Origin of the sequence: Kitasatospora sp. NPDC049285 (assembly GCF_040678815.1) — a bacterium.
Taxonomy (GTDB): Bacteria; Actinomycetota; Actinomycetes; order Streptomycetales; family Streptomycetaceae; genus Kitasatospora.
This window is the reverse complement of sequence record NZ_JBFAQR010000006.1, coordinates 69,572-85,762: the sequence shown is the minus strand read 5'-3', so window position 1 is coordinate 85,762 and position 16,191 is coordinate 69,572. Positions and strand designations below refer to the sequence as shown.

At 71.7% G+C, this 16,191-nt stretch carries 14 protein-coding genes and 1 tRNA gene; 12 read left to right on the top strand and 3 right to left on the bottom strand.

The genetic code is table 11. The features are described 5' to 3' along the window. The 9 genes from nuoK (at position 1) to AB0K51_RS06465 (ending at position 10,281) form a co-directional block, all read left to right on the top strand. Positions 1 to 369, top strand: coding sequence for an NADH-quinone oxidoreductase subunit NuoK (nuoK, locus tag AB0K51_RS06505; protein WP_363451183.1), 369 nt, complete (start codon positions 1 to 3; stop codon positions 367 to 369). Next, the gene (locus AB0K51_RS06500) at positions 366 to 2,384 is read left to right on the top strand and encodes an NADH-quinone oxidoreductase subunit L (RefSeq protein ID WP_363451181.1); all 2,019 of its coding nucleotides are present in this window, start codon (positions 366 to 368) and stop codon (positions 2,382 to 2,384) included. Before nuoK ends, AB0K51_RS06500 begins: the two co-directional genes overlap by 4 nt. Positions 2,385 to 2,427: 43 nt before the next feature. After that, entirely contained in the window at positions 2,428 to 3,954 is a 1,527-nt protein-coding gene (locus AB0K51_RS06495; protein ID WP_363451179.1) for an NADH-quinone oxidoreductase subunit M, read from the top strand. 32 nt (positions 3,955 to 3,986) lie between these two features. Continuing rightward, the gene (locus AB0K51_RS06490) at positions 3,987 to 5,495 is read left to right on the top strand and encodes an NADH-quinone oxidoreductase subunit N (RefSeq protein ID WP_363451414.1); all 1,509 of its coding nucleotides are present in this window, start codon (positions 3,987 to 3,989) and stop codon (positions 5,493 to 5,495) included. 105 nt (positions 5,496 to 5,600) lie between these two features. Beyond that, a complete protein-coding gene (gene htpX, locus AB0K51_RS06485) occupies positions 5,601 to 6,458 on the top strand; it encodes a zinc metalloprotease HtpX (protein ID WP_363451177.1) in 858 nt (285 codons plus the stop codon). A gap of 105 nt (positions 6,459 to 6,563) precedes the next feature. Then, a complete protein-coding gene (gene ctaD / locus AB0K51_RS06480) occupies positions 6,564 to 8,276 on the top strand; it encodes a cytochrome c oxidase subunit I (RefSeq protein WP_363451412.1) in 1,713 nt (570 codons plus the stop codon). Between the two features lie 127 nt (positions 8,277 to 8,403). Continuing rightward, on the top strand, positions 8,404 to 8,811 hold the full coding sequence (locus tag AB0K51_RS06475) for an SHOCT domain-containing protein (RefSeq protein ID WP_363451175.1): 408 nt from the start codon (positions 8,404 to 8,406) through the stop codon (positions 8,809 to 8,811). 151 nt (positions 8,812 to 8,962) lie between these two features. Then, on the top strand, positions 8,963 to 9,364 hold the full coding sequence (locus AB0K51_RS06470; protein WP_363451173.1) for a YccF domain-containing protein: 402 nt from the start codon (positions 8,963 to 8,965) through the stop codon (positions 9,362 to 9,364). 152 nt (positions 9,365 to 9,516) lie between these two features. Beyond that, positions 9,517 to 10,281, top strand: coding sequence for a phosphotransferase (locus AB0K51_RS06465; RefSeq protein WP_363451171.1), 765 nt, complete (start codon positions 9,517 to 9,519; stop codon positions 10,279 to 10,281). Positions 10,282 to 10,299: 18 nt separating this feature from the next. Here AB0K51_RS06465 and mug read toward each other — a convergent pair whose 3' ends face one another. Next, positions 10,300 to 10,875 carry a G/U mismatch-specific DNA glycosylase gene (mug, locus tag AB0K51_RS06460; RefSeq protein ID WP_363451169.1) on the bottom strand — a complete coding sequence of 192 codons (576 nt, stop codon included), beginning with the start codon at positions 10,873 to 10,875 and terminating at the stop codon, positions 10,300 to 10,302. Positions 10,876 to 10,997: 122 nt separating this feature from the next. Between mug and AB0K51_RS06455 the strand changes: the two genes are divergently transcribed. Then, a complete protein-coding gene (locus tag AB0K51_RS06455; protein WP_363451167.1) occupies positions 10,998 to 11,465 on the top strand; it encodes a hypothetical protein in 468 nt (155 codons plus the stop codon). A gap of 185 nt (positions 11,466 to 11,650) precedes the next feature. After that, the gene (locus tag AB0K51_RS06450) at positions 11,651 to 12,202 is read left to right on the top strand and encodes a hypothetical protein (RefSeq protein WP_363451165.1); all 552 of its coding nucleotides are present in this window, start codon (positions 11,651 to 11,653) and stop codon (positions 12,200 to 12,202) included. Positions 12,203 to 12,275: 73 nt separating this feature from the next. Here the strand turns inward: AB0K51_RS06450 and AB0K51_RS06445 are convergent, their stop codons facing one another. After that, positions 12,276 to 12,764 carry a YajQ family cyclic di-GMP-binding protein gene (locus tag AB0K51_RS06445; RefSeq protein WP_363451163.1) on the bottom strand — a complete coding sequence of 163 codons (489 nt, stop codon included), beginning with the start codon at positions 12,762 to 12,764 and terminating at the stop codon, positions 12,276 to 12,278. A 214-nt stretch (positions 12,765 to 12,978) separates the two neighbouring features. Here AB0K51_RS06445 and AB0K51_RS06440 point away from each other — a divergent pair. Continuing rightward, a tRNA-Tyr gene (locus AB0K51_RS06440) sits at positions 12,979 to 13,059 on the top strand. A gap of 141 nt (positions 13,060 to 13,200) precedes the next feature. Here the strand turns inward: AB0K51_RS06440 and AB0K51_RS06435 are convergent. After that, positions 13,201 to 15,990, bottom strand: coding sequence for a PKD domain-containing protein (locus tag AB0K51_RS06435; RefSeq protein ID WP_363451161.1), 2,790 nt, complete (start codon positions 15,988 to 15,990; stop codon positions 13,201 to 13,203). Between the last annotated feature and the right edge of the window lie 201 nt (positions 15,991 to 16,191).

Genomic DNA, 16,191 nt, shown 5'->3' with positions numbered 1-16,191 from the left:
GTGCATCTCGCCTACCCCGCAGTCCTCGCCGCGCTGCTGTTCAGCGTCGGCGTCTACGGCGTGCTCGCCCGGCGCAACGTCATCCTGGTGCTGATGTCGGTCGAGCTGATGCTGAACGCCGTCAACCTCAACCTGGTCGCCTTCGACGTCTGGCTGCGCGACACCCTGCACGCCGGCCAGGCGCTCACGCTGTTCACCATCACCATCGCCGCCGCCGAGATCGGCCTCGGCCTGGCCGTCGTGCTGCTGGTCTACCGCACCCGCCGCACCGCCGACGTCGACCGGATCACCGCGCTCGGCGACCGGCACGAGGCCGAACTCGCGGACGAGCGGCCCGCCGAGACCGAGAAGGCGCAGGTCACCGCATGAACCTCGCCCTGCCGATCCTGGTCCCGGCGCTGCCCGCGCTCGGCGCCGCCGCCGGCCTCGCCACCGGACGCCGCCACCCGGGCCTGGCCCGCCCGCTGGCCGTCCTGCCGGTCGCGGTGGCCGCCGTGCTGGCCCTGGTGACGGCCCTTCAGCTGGGCACCGGCGCCACCCTGGACGCCGCCACCCGGCTGGCCCCCACCGGCGGCCCGGAGATCTCGCTCGCCCTGCACCTGGACGGCTTCTCCTCGCTGATCTCGGTGCTGGTCGGCCTGGTCGCCACCTGCGTGCAGGTCTACTCCACCGCGTACCTGAAGGACGACCCGCGCTACCCCTCGTACGCGGCGCTGGTCTCGCTGTTCACCGCGGCGATGTTCCTGGTCGTCTACTCCGGCGACCTGATCGTGCTGCTGGTCGGCTGGGAGGTGATGGGCATCTGCTCGTACTTCCTGATCGGCCACCACTGGGAGACCGCCGACGCCCGCAGCGCCTCGCTGAAGGCCTTCCTGGTCACCAAGCTCGGCGACGTGCCGTTCCTGTTCGGCCTGTTCCTGCTCGGCGCGGACGCCGGCAGCTTCCGGATCGACGAGGTGCTGAAGGCCGCCGCCGAGGGCCGGCTCGGCCACCCCACGCTGATCGCGCTGCTGCTGCTGGGCGGCGTCGCGGGCAAGAGCGCCCAGTTCCCGCTGCACACCTGGCTGCCGGACGCGATGGCCGGCCCGACCCCGGTCTCCGCGCTGATCCACGCCGCCACCATGGTCGCGGCCGGCATCTACCTGGTCGCCCGGCTGCTGCCGGTCTTCCTGCTGTCCTCCACCGCGCTGCTGGTGCTCGCGATCATGGCCGCGATCACCATGATCGGCTCGGCGCTGTGCGCGCTGGCCCAGGACGACCTGAAGCGGGTGCTCGCCTACTCGACGGTCGGCCAGCTCGGCTACATGGCCGGCGCGCTGGCCTCCGGCGACCGCGACGCCGCGGTCTTCCACCTGATCACCCACGGCGCGTTCAAGGCGCTGCTGTTCCTCGCCGCCGGTGTGGTGATCCACGCCGCGCACACCAACTCGATCAGCGTGATGTCGCGGATCGACGGCCTGCGCCACCGCGTCCCCGACGCCTACTGGACGATGGGCATCGGCCTGATCGCCCTGATCGGCCTGCCGCCGTTCGCCGGCTTCTTCTCCAAGGAGGCGGTGCTCTCCGCCGCCGAGCACGCCGCGAACGGCGAGGCGCTCACCGGCGGCCTCGGCCCGGCCTCCGCGGTCCCGGCCGCGGCCGGCTCGATCGTGCTCGGCGCCGGACTGCTCACCGCCCTGCTCACCGGCGCCTACGCCACCCGGATGTGGCTGGTCGCCTTCCACGGCAAGCCGCTCCCCGCCGCGGCGGGCACCCACCAGGCCGGCGCCCCGTACTCCCCGGAGATCGACGAGGCCGACCCCGCCAAGGCCGAGCCCGGCGCGATGCGCTGGCCGCTGTGGGTGCTGGCGGTCCCCTCGATGGGCCTCGGCCTGGCCGGGCTGCGCACCGACTGGCTGCCCGCCCTGCTCGACGGCGAGTCGCTGCGCCCGTCCACCACCACCGCGGTGATCGGCACCGGCGTCGCCCTCGCGGGCATCCTGATCAGCTACGCCGCCTGGCGCACCGTCACCTCGCGGCAGGCCGCGCAGCAGCCGGCCGGCCAGGTGCTGGTGCCCGGCCAGCCCGGGCCGCCGGCCGCCGAGACCCTCCCGGCCGACCCCGCGCCCCGCCTGCTCGGCCCGCTCTACCGGCCCGCGCTGCACGGCTTCGGCGTCGACCGGCTGTACCACCTGCTGTTCGTCCGGCCCACCGAGGCCGCCGCCCGGCTGGTCCGCTTCCTGGACAAGGCCGTGGTGGAGACCTACGTCCGCGGCGCGGGCGCGGCCCCCGGCTGGCTCGGCCGGGCGGTGCGCTTCGCCCAGACCGGCAACGCCCAGGGCTACCTGAGCGCCCTGCTCGCCGGGGCCGTCCTGCTCGCCGTCCTGGTGGCGGTCGGCTCATGACCCACCTTCAGCTCCCGTCCCCGGCACGCCCTTGGAGCCCCCGATGAACGCGGTCCTCATCGCCCTCCTGGTGCTGCCGCTGCTCGGCGCGGCCGCCACCCTCGCCCCGATCGGCGAGAAGCAGGCGCTGCGCCTGGGCACCGCCGTCACCGGCGCCACCCTGGCGCTGGCGATCGCCCTGGCGGCCGGCTTCGACCACGACGCCCCGAGCCGGATGCAGGCCGTCACCGACGTCGCCTGGATCCCGGCCCTGGACGTCCGCCTGCACCTGGGCACCGACGGCATCTCGCTGCCGCTGCTGGTGCTCACCGCGCTGCTCACCTTCCTGTGCGCGCTGTACTCGCTGCGCAAGCTCCCCGACGGCCCCGGAGGCCGGGGCTTCACCGGGCTGCTGCTCCTGCTCGAGACCGGCATGCTCGCCACCTTCGCGGTGCTCGACCTGCTGCTGTTCTTCCTGGCCTTCGAGATCGTGCTGATCCCGATGTACTTCCTGATCGCCCGCTGGGGCAGCGGGCAGAAGGTCGCGGCCGCCAACCGGTTCATCCTGTACACCCTGCTCGGCTCCGCGGTGATGCTGCTCGGTTTCCTGCTGATCGGCGTCAAGGCCGGCACCTTCGACATGGTGAAGCTCGCCGACGCGCACGGCGCCGGCCTGTCGCACACCACCCAGCTGATCGCCGCGCTCGCCATCCTGGTCGGCCTCGCCGTGAAGGCCCCCGCCTGGCCGCTGCACTCCTGGCTGCCCGACGCGCACACCGCCGCGCCGACCGCCGGCTCGGTGCTGCTGGCCGGCGTGATGCTCAAGATGGGCACCTACGGCCTGGTCCGCGTCCTGCTGCCGATCGTCCCCGACGGCACCGCCACCTACGCCCCGTACCTCGGCGCGTTCGCCGCCGTCGGCATCGTCTACGGCTCGCTGGCCTGCCTGGCGCTGGCCCGGCAGGGCGCGAAGGGTGACCTGAAGCGGCTGATCGCGTACTCCTCGGTCGGCCACATGGGCTTCGTGCTGCTCGGCATCGCCTCGCTCACCCAGACCGGAGTGAACGGCGCGCTGTTCGCCAACATCGCGCACGGCCTGATCACCGGCCTGCTGTTCTTCCTGGTCGGCGCCGTCAAGGACCGCTACGGCACCGCCGACCTGGACACCCTGTCCGGCACCACCGGCGCCGCCCTGTACGGCCGCGCGCCCCGGATCGGCGGGCTGCTGGTGTTCGCCGCCGTCGCCAGCCTCGGCCTGCCCGGCCTGGCCGGCTTCTGGGGCGAACTGCTCGCCATGTACGGCGCCTTCGACCCGGCCGCGGGCCTGTCCCGGCCCGCCTTCGTGACGTACATGGTGCTGGCCGGCCTCGGCACCCTGCTGACCGCCGCCTACCTGCTGATCGTGGTCAAGCGGGTCTGCATGGGCGACCCGAAGCAGCCCGCCCCGGTCGCCGACCTGCCGGACATCAAGGGCTACGAGGCCGCCAGCTGGACGCCGCTCGCCGCGCTCACCCTGCTCGCGGGCCTGTGGCCGGCCCTGCTGCTCGGCCTCTCCGACCCGGCCGTCAAGCACCTCCTCGGAGGCGGCTGATGACCACCACTCACGACCTGGGGCAGCCCGTCATGACCTCGCTCGCCGTCGCCGACCCGGGCCGGCTGATCCAGTCCGTCGACTGGCTCGCCATCGCCCCGCCGCTGATCGCCGCGCTCGCCGCCCTCGCCGTGCTGGTCGCCGACCTGTTCCTGCCCGACGACCGCAAGCGGCTGCTCGGCTGGCTGACCGTCACCGGGCTGCTCGCCGCGCTGGCCATGCTGCTGCCACTGGTGCTCGGCGACACCCGCTCGACCTTCTGCTTCAAGAGCCCCGGCGGCGGCTGCTCCTACACCGCCGACCACTTCGCGCTCGCCTTCCAACTGCTCGTCCTCGGCGGCGCGCTGCTCACCGCGCTGCTCTCGCTGCACACCGTCGACGACGACCGGCTGCCCCGCGGCGAGTACTGGTTCCTGCTGCTCTCCTCCGCCTGCGGCGCCGCCCTGCTGCCCGCCGCCCGCGACCTCGCCACCCTGGTGATCGCCCTGGAGGTGGCCTCGCTGCCCGCCTTCGCCCTGGTCGCCCTGCGCCGGGACGGCCGCGGCGCGGAGAGCGCGCTGAAGTTCTTCCTGTCCTCGGTCACCGCCACCGCCGTCATGCTGCTCGGCGTCAGCTTCGTCTACGCCGCCGCCGGCACCCTCCAGCTGCAGGGCGTCGCCGAGGGCCTCGCGCACGCCCCCGCCCAGCTGAAGCCGCTGGCCGAGGCCGGCGCGGTGCTCACCCTGGTCGGCTTCGCCTTCAAGACCGCCGCCGTCCCGTTCCACTTCTGGGTGCCCGACACCTACGTCGGCGCTCCGCTCCCGGTGGCCGGCTACCTCTCGGTGGTCGGCAAGGCGGCGGGCCTGTCCGGCCTGGCCCTGGTCACCACCCTGGCGTTCCGCCCGTACGGCCACACCTGGGGCCTGGTGCTGGCGGTGCTCGCCGCGCTCACCATGACGGTCGGCAACGCCGCCGCGCTGCGCCAGCGCACCGGCACCGCGTTCGGCGCGGTGCGGCTGCTCGCCTGGTCCTCGATCGGCCAGGCCGGCTACCTGCTGGTGCCGCTGGCCGCCGCCGGGTACGCCGACTCCGCCGAGCCGCTGGGCGCGACGGTGGCGTACGCGCTGATCTACGGCCTGGTGAACCTGGGCGCGTTCGGCGTGGTCGCGCTGGTCGGTGGCTCGGGCCGGCTGGACGACTTCCGCGGCCTGGCCGCCCGCAACCGCTGGGCGGCGTACGGCCTCGCCTTCTTCCTGCTCTGCCTGGCCGGCCTGCCGCCGGGCGTGGTCGGCCTGTTCGGCAAGGTCGTGGTGTTCCGCGCCGCGGTCGACGCGGGCCTGGGCTGGCTGGCCGTGGTGATGGCGGTGAACGTGGTGATCGCGCTCGCCTACTACCTGAAGTGGACGGCGCTGCTGTTCGCCCCGGCCGCCGCCGAGACCCCCGAGCAGCGCCGCACCCCGGCCTCGCTGAGCGCCGCGCTGGGCCTGGCGGCCTGCGGCGCGGTCGTGCTGTCGGTGGCTCCGCAACTGGTCCTTCAGGTGGTGTCGGGCAGCCTGTTCTGACCTGTGCGAGAGTGCCCGGGGGAACGAACCCGCGAGTTCGGGGCGTTGATCCGGGCAGAGGGAGCCCGCCGGAGGGCCTCCACAGGCACCACAGGAGGGCCCGCAGTGCACCGCCACCACAACGGATTGCGGACGGCCGTCCTCCTCGGCGGACTGTCCGCGCTGATCCTGGTGATCGGCAGCTTCTTCGGCCGGGCGGGCCTGCTGATCGCCCTGGTGGTGGCCGTCGGCACCAACGCCTACGCGTACTGGAACAGCGACAAGCTGGCGCTGCGCGCGATGCGGGCCCGCCCGGTCAGCGAGATCGAGGCCCCGCAGCTGTACCGGATCGTCCGCGAGCTCTCCACCTCGGCCCGCCAGCCGATGCCCCGGCTGTACATCTCGCCCACCCCCGCCCCGAACGCCTTCGCCACCGGCCGCAACCCGCGCAACGCCGCGGTCTGCTGCACCGACGGCATCCTGCAGCTGCTGGACGAGCGCGAGCTGCGCGGGGTGCTCGGCCACGAGCTCAGCCACGTCTACAACCGGGACATCCTGATCTCCTCGGTCGCCGGGGCGCTCGCCTCGGTGGTGATGTTCCTGGTCAACTTCGCCTGGCTGATCCCGATCGGCCGCAGCGACGACGACGACGGCCCCGGCCTGGTCGGGCTGCTGCTGATCATGATCCTCGGCCCGGTCGCCGCGGGCCTGATCCAACTGGCCGTCAGCCGTTCCCGCGAGTACCAGGCGGACGCCGACGGCGCCCGGATCACCGGCGACCCGCTCGCCCTGGCCAGCGCCCTGCGCAAGCTGGAGTCCGGCACCCAGCGCCTCCCGCTCCCGCCGGAGCCGCAGCTGCAGACCGCCAGCCACATGATGATCGCCAACCCGTTCCGCCCGGGCGAGGTCGGCGCCAAGCTGTTCTCCACCCACCCGCCGATGCGCGAGCGGATCGCCCGCCTGGAGCGCCTGGCCGGCCGCTGACCCGTGTGGGCGACCGCAGCGGCGAGCGTCCCCGGCCCACCCGGCCCGCACTGGTAGTGCTTGACGCACTGCCAGACCCGAGGCCGGAGGTGCGGTGCGGTGACGATGCTGCCGAGCGATGCCGAACTGGGGCTGTCCGGCCCGCCCGCGCCACCCCGCCGGCGCCGCCGCTTCGGCCGCGCCTCCCGCCCGTACCGGGGCCGGAAGCTGGTGGTCTGGCTGACCACCACCGATCACAAGCAGATCGGCACCCTCTACATGGGGACGTCGTTCGCCTTCTTCCTGGTGGGCGGGGTGCTGGCTCTGGTGATGCGGGCCGAACTGGCGCGGCCGGGGACCCAGTTGATCTCCAACGAGCAGTTCAACCAGGCGTTCACCATGCACGGCACGATCATGCTGCTGATGTTCGCCACCCCGCTGTTCGCGGGCTTCGCCAACTGGTTCATGCCGCTCCAGATCGGCGCCCCCGACGTCGCCTTCCCCCGGCTGAACGCCTTCGCCTACTGGCTCTACCTGATCGGCTCGCTGATCGCCGTCGGCGGCTTCCTCACCCCGCAGGGCGCCGCCGACTTCGGCTGGTTCGCCTACGCGCCGCTGAACAGCGCGGTGCACTCGCCGGGCATCGGATCCGACATGTGGATCATGGGCCTGGCCTTCTCCGGCTTCGGCACCATCCTCGGCTCGGTCAACTTCATCACCACGGTCATCTGCCTGCGCGCGCCCGGGATGACCATGTTCCGGATGCCGATCTTCGTCTGGAACATCCTGCTCACCTCGGTCCTGGTGCTGATGGCCTTCCCGGTCCTGGCCGCCGCCCTGCTCTGCCTGGAGGCCGACCGGAAGTTCGGCGCGCACGTCTTCGACCCGGCCAACGGCGGCGCGATGCTCTGGCAGCACCTGTTCTGGTTCTTCGGCCACCCCGAGGTGTACATCATCGCGCTGCCGTTCTTCGGCATCGTCACCGAGATCTTCCCGGTCTTCAGCCGCAAGCCGACCTTCGGCTACTCCGGCCTGATCGCCGCCACCATCGCCATCACCGGCCTGTCGGTCACCGTCTGGGCGCACCACATGTTCGTCACCGGCCAGGTGCTGCTGCCGTTCTTCTCCTTCATGACCTTCCTGATCGCCGTCCCGACCGGGGTGAAGTTCTTCAACTGGATCGGCACCATGTGGCAGGGCTCGCTGAGCTTCGAGACCCCGATGCTCTGGTCGATCGGCTTCCTGGTCACCTTCCTCTTCGGCGGCCTCACCGGCGTCATCCTGGCCGCCCCGCCGCTGGACTTCCACGTCTCCGACTCGTACTTCGTGGTCGCCCACTTCCACTACGTGGTCTTCGGCACCGTCGTCTTCGCGATGTTCGCCGGCTTCTACTTCTGGTGGCCCAAGATGACCGGCAGGATGCTGGACGAACGCCTCGGCCGGGTCCACTTCTGGACGCTCTTCGTCGGCTTCCACACCACCTTCCTGGTCCAGCACTGGCTGGGCGCCGAGGGCATGCCGCGCCGCTACGCCGACTACCTCGCCTCGGACGGCTTCACCACCCTCAACACCGTCTCCACCATCGGCTCGTTCCTGCTCGGCCTGTCCACCCTGCCGTTCCTCTACAACGTCTGGCACACCGCCAAGTACCAGCCCAAGGTCGGCGTCGACGACCCGTGGGGCTACGGCCGCTCGCTGGAGTGGGCCACCTCCTGCCCGCCGCCCCGGCACAACTTCGTCACCCTGCCGCGGATCCGCTCCGAGTCCCCGGCCTTCGACCTGCACCACCCCGACATCGCCGAGCTCGACCGCCTGCAGAACGAGATCGAGACCAGCTAGCCCCCCGGTCGCCCGGTGGCCGCACCTGGCATGCGATGTCCGTTTCATGGTGATACGAATCGTTTCGTCCCCTGCGCCATCCGGCCGCCGGGGCGACTCGTCGGACCGTGTGCGGGATCGGAGCGTCATGGACAACTATCCGCTGCTCAACATCTTCTGGACGATGCTGGAGCTGTTCCTCTGGATCCTCTGGTTCTTCCTGCTCTTCAAGATCATCACGGACATCTTCCGCAGTGACGACATGGGCGGCTGGGGCAAGGCCGGCTGGACGTTCTTCGTGATCCTGCTGCCCTTCCTCGGCGTCCTGGTCTACCTGATCGTCCGCGGCGGATCGATGACCCAACGCGACATCACCCAGGCCAAGCAGGCCGACGCCGCGTTCCAGGACTACATCCGCAAGACCGCCGCCACCCCCGCCGGCGGCGGTGCCGCCGCGTCCCACGTGGACGACCTGGCCAAGCTCGCGGACATGAAGAACAGCGGCGCGCTCACCGAGGAGGAGTACCAGAAGGCGAAGGCCAAGCTCCTCACCTGACCCCTCCCACCCGCGAAAGGCCCGCCCCGGAAGCCCCGGGACGGGCCTTTCGCCGTCCCTCGCACCCCGTCGGCCCCGCCCGCGTCACACGCTTGCCACAACCGGGCTCCGCCCGGTCCCCGATCCGCCCCCGATGTGCGAGCCTGGACCCATGAAGGTGATCAACTTCGTACTCAACGTCATCTGGCTGCTCTTCTGCGGACTCTGGATGGCCATCGGTTACGCCATCGCCGGGATCATCTGCTTCATCCTGATCATCACGATCCCCTTCGGCGTCGCCGCGTTCCGCCTGGCCGGCTTCATGCTCTGGCCCTTCGGCCGCACCACCGTCGAGAAGCCCGACGCCGGCGCCGCCTCCTGCGTCGGCAACGTCATCTGGCTGGTCTTCGCCGGCTGGTGGCTCGCCCTCGCCCACCTGGTCACCAGCATCCCGCTCTTCCTCTCCATCATCGGCATCCCCTTCGGCTGGGCGAACCTCAAGATGATCCCCATCTCCCTGATGCCCCTCGGCCGCGAGGTCGTCTCCACCGACGAGGGCTTCGGCGGCCGCTAGCCCGTTCCCCGGCGGGGGACGCTCTTCTCACCCCCCCGGCGCCCTTCCCTCGTTCGCTCCCGCAGTCCGCCCGAGGACCGAAATCCCCTCCCCGGGCGGACTCCGCTGTGCCTACACTCCCCGCGCAGCAGGAGTCGACCCGAAGGAGCCCCGTGCCCGACCAGGAAACCCTCCGTGGCGGCGTCAACCAGGTGGTCCGCATCGGCGCCACCGTCCTCCGCCCCACCGGCCCCAGGTCGCCCGCCGTGCACGGTCTCCTGACCCACCTCCGAGCTCGCGGCTTCACCGCCGCCCCCGCCTTCCACGGCCTGACCGAGGACGGTCGCGAGATCCTCGACTTCCTGCCCGGCGAGGTCTCCAACTACCCGCCGACGCCCGCCGCCGCCTCCCGCACCGCGCTGCTGACCGCCGCCCGCCTCCTGCGGGCGTACCACGACGCCACCCTCGGCTACACCGCCGACGGCTGGATGCTCCCCGCCCGCGAGCCCGTCGAGGTGGTCTGCCACGGTGACTTCGCCCCGCACAACTGCGTCCTGGACGGCGAACGCGTGGTCGGCGTCATCGACTTCGACACCGCCCACCCCGGCCCCCGGCTGTGGGACGTCGCCTACGCGGTCTACCGCTGGGCCCCCACCACGGCCCCCGGCAACGCCGACGGCTTCGGCACGCCCGTCGAACAGGCCCGCCGGGTACGGGAGTTCTGCGACGCGTACGGTCTGGACCCGGCCGACCGGGCCGCCCTGGTGGACGCCGTCGCGGACCGCCTGCACGCCCTGGTCGACTTCATGCACGCCGAGGCCGCCGCCGGCAACGCCGCCTTCGCCTCCCACCTCGCCGACGGCCACCACCTGATGTACCTCGCCGACGCCGCCTACGTCCGGCGTGAACGCGCCCTCTTCGAAGCCGAGTTGGCCTGACCGTCAGTCGCCTCGCGTTCAGCCCTCCGTGGACTCCACGTGCTCCCGCAGCACCCGGAACTCGGCCGCGATGCCGTCCAGCGTGTAGTGCGCGTTCAGGCCGCTCGGGTTGGGCAGCAGCCACACCTCGGTGTCGCCGATCGGCTCCGCCTGCCGCCCGACCGAGGCCCGCGGCCGACCGAACGCCGCCCGGTACGCCCCGATGCCCAGCACCGCGAGGGCGCGCGGGCGCAGCCGCAGCACCCGGTCGACCAGGGCCGCGCCGCCCACCCGGTACTCCTCGGGCGTGAGTTCGGCGGCCTTGGCGGTGGTCCGGGCCACCACGTTGGTGATGCCGAGGCCATGGGCGAGCAGTTCGTCCTGCTCCTCGGGCCGGAGTTGGCGCGGGGTGAAGCCGGAGCGGTGCAGCGCGGGCCAGAACCGGTTGCCCGGCCGGGCGAAGTGGTGTCCGGTCGCGCCCGACCACAGGCCGGGGTTGATGCCGCAGAACAGCACCCGCAGGCCGGGTCCGGAGACGTCCGGGATGGTGGCGTCCTGGGCGGCGGCGAGCTGCTCGGCGGTGGGCCGCGGACGGGGCGCGGGAGTGCTGGTCACCCGCCCCACTCTGCCAGTTCGCCTCCATGAGCGCCCAAGTGCGGTCTGGCCCCGCCAATCGGATGGATTGTCAGTTCGATTGTTTTCCTGACCGGATCGCAATTCCGGCGGAGAATGGGGAGGTGTCATACGAACTGAACGCACTGCTGGCCACCGCCGAACTGCTCGCCGTGGTGGCCGCCGAGGTCCCGGCCGCGCGGATGACCCGCCTGTCCCACGACCTTGCGCTCATCCCGATGACCGACGAGCTTTTCGATGCACTCCAACAACCGTCCCGCAGCGCCGACTTCGGCTTCAAGCGGTTCCCGGACGGATTCGGCCTGCGGATCGCCGCCTGGTCCAAGTCCGCCCCGATCGCGTACGTGGAGACCGACGCCGAACACTCCGGCACCCCGGGCGGCCAGCGCGCCGCCGCCTGGTACGACGGCCGCGTCGTCCTCGGCCCGATCGACGTCGCCACCGGCGACCCCGCGCCCGCCGCGGGACGGCCGCTCGACCAGGTGCTCCGCCACCTCGGCGTCCCGGTCCGGGCCGACCAGGACCCGTGCCGCGTGGTCGGCCTCCACCGCTACCGGCCGCGGGCCGCCTGACGCGGTTCCGGTGCCGCCCTCAGTGGTGGCTGATCCCCCGTCGGATCCGGAGGTGACGGTCCGTCGGCCGCGGCTCCCTGGCTCCGCACCATTCGGCGTACGCGCGGTGGCCGCCCCCGTACGGGTGGCCCAACGTGTGGTGCAGGCGAAATGCCTGAACTCCGCTGAAAGGAACGGCTTTACCCATGCGTGCCCACTGGCCGGCCGCCGCGCTGACCGCAGTCCTGAGCCTCACCACGGTCACCCTGGCGACCGCCATCCCCGCGTCCGCTGCCGACACCGCCGACGTGTTCCGCAACCGTCCCGCCGTCACCCGGCCGATCGCGCCGCCACAGCTGCCCATCGGGCTGCCGGGGCTGCCCGGGCTGCCGATCACGGTCCCCGCCCCGCCGACCGGGTCCACCCAGACCGGTTCGCTGCCGGCCACGGGGGGTCTGCCGACCGACACCCTGCCGGTCTCCCCGCCCTCGACGCCGTCCGTGCCCGCACCGCCCTCGCTGGACCTGCTCGGCACCCTCGGCAACCTGCTGAAATCGCTGACCGGACTGCTGGGAGGCCTGCTCCCGACGAGCGGCGCGCCCGACACCGGCGCGATCCAGAAACTGGTCGAGCAGCTCACCAGCACGATCCAGGGGCTACTCGGCGGCCTCCCGTCCCCGCCCAGCCTGCCGACCCCGACAGGCCTCCCGACCCCGACGAGCCTCCCCAGCCCGCCGGCCGTCCTCACCGTCCACTGACCCGACCTGTTCACGAACCGGACCGGCCGGGCCGCCCCCACCGCACGGGGGTCGGCCCGGCCGGTCCCGCGTGTCAGCGGTAGTTGACGAACTGCAGCGCGAAGTCCAGGTCCTTGCCCTTGAGCAGGGCCTGCACGGCCTGCAGGTCATCACGCGACTTCGAGCTGACCCGCAGCTCGTCGCCCTGCACCTGGGCCTTGACGCCCTTGGGGCCCTCGTCGCGGATGATCTTCGCCACCTTCTTGGCGTCGTCGGTGGTGATGCCTTCCTTCACGTCCGCGAAGATCTTGTACTCCTTGCCGGACAGCTGCGGCTCCGCCGCGTCCAGCGCCTTCAGCGACAGCCCGCGCTTCACGAACTTGGTCTGCAGCACGTCCAGGATCGCCCGGACCCGCTCCTCGCCGTTGGCCTTCATCTCGATCTTCTCGCCGGACCGCTTGATCTCGGCGCCCACGTTCTTGAAGTCGAAGCGCGTGGCGATCTCGCGGGAGGTCTGGTTGATCGCGTTGTCGACCTCCTGCCACTCGACCTTCGAGACGATGTCGAAACTGGAGTCGGCCATGGGTGTTGGTCTCCTTGAGCTACAGGCTTGACGGTCTCGCCACCCGTCCCGGACGGGCGACGCCCCAGCCTATCCAGCGCCCCGCACCCCCGCCCGCAACCGCAGCGCGCCGTCCTTGATCATTGCGTGACTTAACCGAGTGGCAGACCACCCCCCAACATCAGGTATCGTTTACGACGTCGAACAGGGAAGCCCCCTGCGAGACACCATCCCTGGCTGGTTGCCCGAGCGGCCAAAGGGAGCAGACTGTAAATCTGTCGCGCAAGCTACGCAGGTTCGAACCCTGCACCAGCCACCGGATAGTGAACAGCCCCTGATCTGCGGAAACGCTGATCAGGGGCTGTTTCGTTGTGTCCGCCCGCCAGGCTGGCGCGGATGGCCGTTATGGGTGGCCCGGCCCCACCGAAGTTCCGGTGGGGCCGATCAGGTGGGGGGTCTAGCCGGCGGTGAAGTAGCCGAAGAGGTCGGTGATGACGTTGGTCGTGCCGACGTGGTTGTAGACGTCGAAGGAGCCGTTGGAGACCGGGGTGATGACCTGGTTGGGGATGGTGCGGCCGGGGCCGAAGTTGAGGTTGCTGGTGGCCGGGCGCGGGGTGGTGGTGGCGTGGACGGTGAGGAAGCTGTCGGCGGTGCCGTCGACGGCGGTGACGTTGAGGACGGCGGCGGTGGCGTTGGCCGGGACGCCGCCGACCGAGATGCTCGAGTTCGGGGTGAGGGCGTGTCGGCCCGGCTGGCGGGTGTCCATCAGGCGCTGGGGGGAGACGGGGATGAACTTGCCCTTGCTGTCGGGGCTGTAGTAACCGAAGACGTCGACCACCGCGTGCACGCTGCCGATGTGGTTGTAGATGTCGATGCTGCCGCCCTGGCCCACGGGGACGATGACCTGGTTCCCGGTGTCGGTCCCGGCCTTGAAGTTGACGTTCGAGGCGTTCGGGAGCTGGGCACCGGTGGGGTAGACGGTGAGGAAGCTGTCGGCGGTGCCCTCAGTGGCCGTGACGTTCAGTGCGACGGCGGTGGCGTTGGCCGGGATGGCGGAGGCTCCCGCGACCTGGAGGCTGCGGACACCGAACTGGCCCAACGGGGAGTTGGTGGTGCGGGTGTCGAGCAGTCGGGTCGGCGTCGCGGGGGTGTAGTTCGAACCGGCGGCGGGCTTGTAGTAGCCGAGCACGTCGGCGACCACGTGGACGGTGCCGACGTGGTTGTAGAGGCTGATGGTGCCGTCGGCCGTCATCGGGATCGTGACGACGTTGGAGACGTCCTGGCCCGGCTTGAAGTTGACGTTCGAGGCGGTCGGCACCTTGGTGCCGGTGGGGAAGGCGGTCAGGAAGCTGTCGTCGGTGCCCTGCGTCGCCGTCAGGTTGACGACCACGGCGGTCGCGCCGATGGGTACGGCGTTCGGGCCGCTGCCCCCGGCCGCCTGGACGACGGTCGTCGCGCCGGGGCCGAGGGGGGCGGGCCCGGAGGCGGACCAGCGGGTGTCGAGGATGCGGGTGGGCGTGAGCGCGACGTAACCGGCGGGGTCGTAGGCGGTGGTGACCTGCTGGACGGTGGTCGCCTTGGCACCGGACTCGTCGGTGACGGTCAGCGTGACGGCGTAGGTGCCGGGCTGGGGGAAGGTGTGCTGGAGGAACACGCCGGACGAGTCGGTGGTGGGCGTGGATCCGTCGTTCCAGTCGATGACGTACGTGGTGATCTTGTACGGGCCGGAGGAGGCCGACGCGTCGAGGTTGTACCTCATCGGGGAGCTCCACGGCTTCACCGTGAACGAGGGCTGCAGCGTCGCGTCGGCGGGGGCGACGGTCACGTCCTGGTAGGGCTCGCTGGTCACCTTGCCGCCGACGCCGTCGGTGACGGTGACCGTCGGGTGGTACTTGCCCGGCGTGCCGTAGACGTGGGTGGTGGTCGGCTGGTCGCCGGTCTGGGTGGTGCCGTCGCCGAAGTCGTAGGTGTACGTGAGCTTGGTGGGCCAGTCGTTGGTCACGGTGGCGCTGAAGGTCGCCGTGAACGGTGCCGGGCCCTGCGGCGTCCGGTAGCGGCCCGTCGCGCTCAACTCGGCCCGCTTCAGGCCCTGGAGCTGGTACGCGCCGCGGTCGAGCAGGTTTCCGTCGGCCGGCGTGGGGACCTTCGGGTCGTCGGTCGGGCCGTAGCCGAGCAGGTCGGTGGCCGGCACCCCGGGGGCGTTCGGGTCGGCGGACTTGAGGGCCGCGGTGTCGGCGTCGGTCAGCCGGTCGCCGAAGAGCACCGTCCGGTCGAAGACGATGGCGGAGTCGACGTCGTGGGCACCCTGCTGGCTCGTCGCCCGGAAGTCGGCCACGCCGGCGAGGGCGGTTCCGGCCCAGTTGTAGTCGGGGTGACCGGCGGGCGCGTGGACGATGTTGTAGTCGACCTTGGTCCGGGTGACGGACCCCGCGGAGACGGCGATCTGCGCGTCAGGACTACCCGTCGAGGACGGAGCACTCGTCGCGTCCACCACGATGTTGTTCTCGACCGTGGCGTCGGTGGCGGCGCCGAGGAGGGAGATGCCGGGCCCGGTGCCGGCCGAGACGGTGTTGTTGGTGACCACGGCCCCGGGGGCCGCGACGTGGATCGCGCCGGCCAGCGAGCCGGGCAGGTCGTTGCCGGCGATGGTGGTGTTCCCGACCAGGGGGTCGACCACGATGCCGTGCGTGGCTTCCAGGTACGAGCGGCTCAGGGTGACGTGGTCGCCCTGACCGGTGATCAGGACGCCCGCCCCGGCCGACGACTGGGGGGCCTCGCCGACGTCGAGGTGGTCGAGGAGCACGCGGCTGGAGTCCTTGACCACGATCGGGCCGCTGGTCGCGGAGCCGGAGGCGTAGAGGCCGTCGATCACCACGTCGTGGACGCCGGACAGCGTGAGCGCCGGCTGGCCGCCGACGGCGTCGATCTCGGGCTGGCTGGGGAAGTCGTCCGACCCCTTGATGGTGATCGGGTGCCCCGGCAGGCCGGACTTGGTGATCCGGACGGCCTCGTTCAGGGGCGCGCCCGGGGCCACCTGGACCGTCTGGTCGGGCTGGGCGCTGTCGGCGGCCGCGGTGAGGGTGCAGAACGGCAGGGCCTGAGTGCCCGTGCCGCTGTCGGAACACCGGGCGGCGACCGGGTTGACGTAGATCGTGGCGTCGGCCGCGGAGGCGGACGCCGGAACGGCCAGTCCGAGGATGCCCGTGATGCAGGCGACGGACAGGACGGAGGCGCGGTTGGTGCGCACGTGGAATCCCCCCAGAGATGTTGCCTCGCTCGCGGTGTGCGCGATGAGGCCACGCGCAGGGAGCGGAGCAGCAGAGTAACGGAGGGGGTGGACCGTCGATCGTCGGCCCCCCGGTCGTTGTGGGCGGCTGGGTGCCGAAGTGGCAAGGGTCGGTTGCCTGCGAAGTGGCCGAAGCGGGCCGGAGGCCGTGCGACGGCCCCT

Coding starts and splice junctions, on each gene's coding strand:
- AB0K51_RS06500 (WP_363451181.1), top strand. CDS start 366: ATGAACCTCGCCCTGCCGATCCTGGTCCCGGCGCTGCCCGCGCTCGGC.
- AB0K51_RS06495 (WP_363451179.1), top strand. CDS start 2,428: ATGAACGCGGTCCTCATCGCCCTCCTGGTGCTGCCGCTGCTCGGCGCG.
- AB0K51_RS06490 (WP_363451414.1), top strand. CDS start 3,987: ATGACCTCGCTCGCCGTCGCCGACCCGGGCCGGCTGATCCAGTCCGTC.
- ctaD (WP_363451412.1), top strand. CDS start 6,564: ATGCTGCCGAGCGATGCCGAACTGGGGCTGTCCGGCCCGCCCGCGCCA.
- AB0K51_RS06475 (WP_363451175.1), top strand. CDS start 8,404: ATGGACAACTATCCGCTGCTCAACATCTTCTGGACGATGCTGGAGCTG.
- AB0K51_RS06470 (WP_363451173.1), top strand. CDS start 8,963: ATGAAGGTGATCAACTTCGTACTCAACGTCATCTGGCTGCTCTTCTGC.
- AB0K51_RS06450 (WP_363451165.1), top strand. CDS start 11,651: ATGCGTGCCCACTGGCCGGCCGCCGCGCTGACCGCAGTCCTGAGCCTC.
- AB0K51_RS06445 (WP_363451163.1), bottom strand. CDS start 12,764: ATGGCCGACTCCAGTTTCGACATCGTCTCGAAGGTCGAGTGGCAGGAG.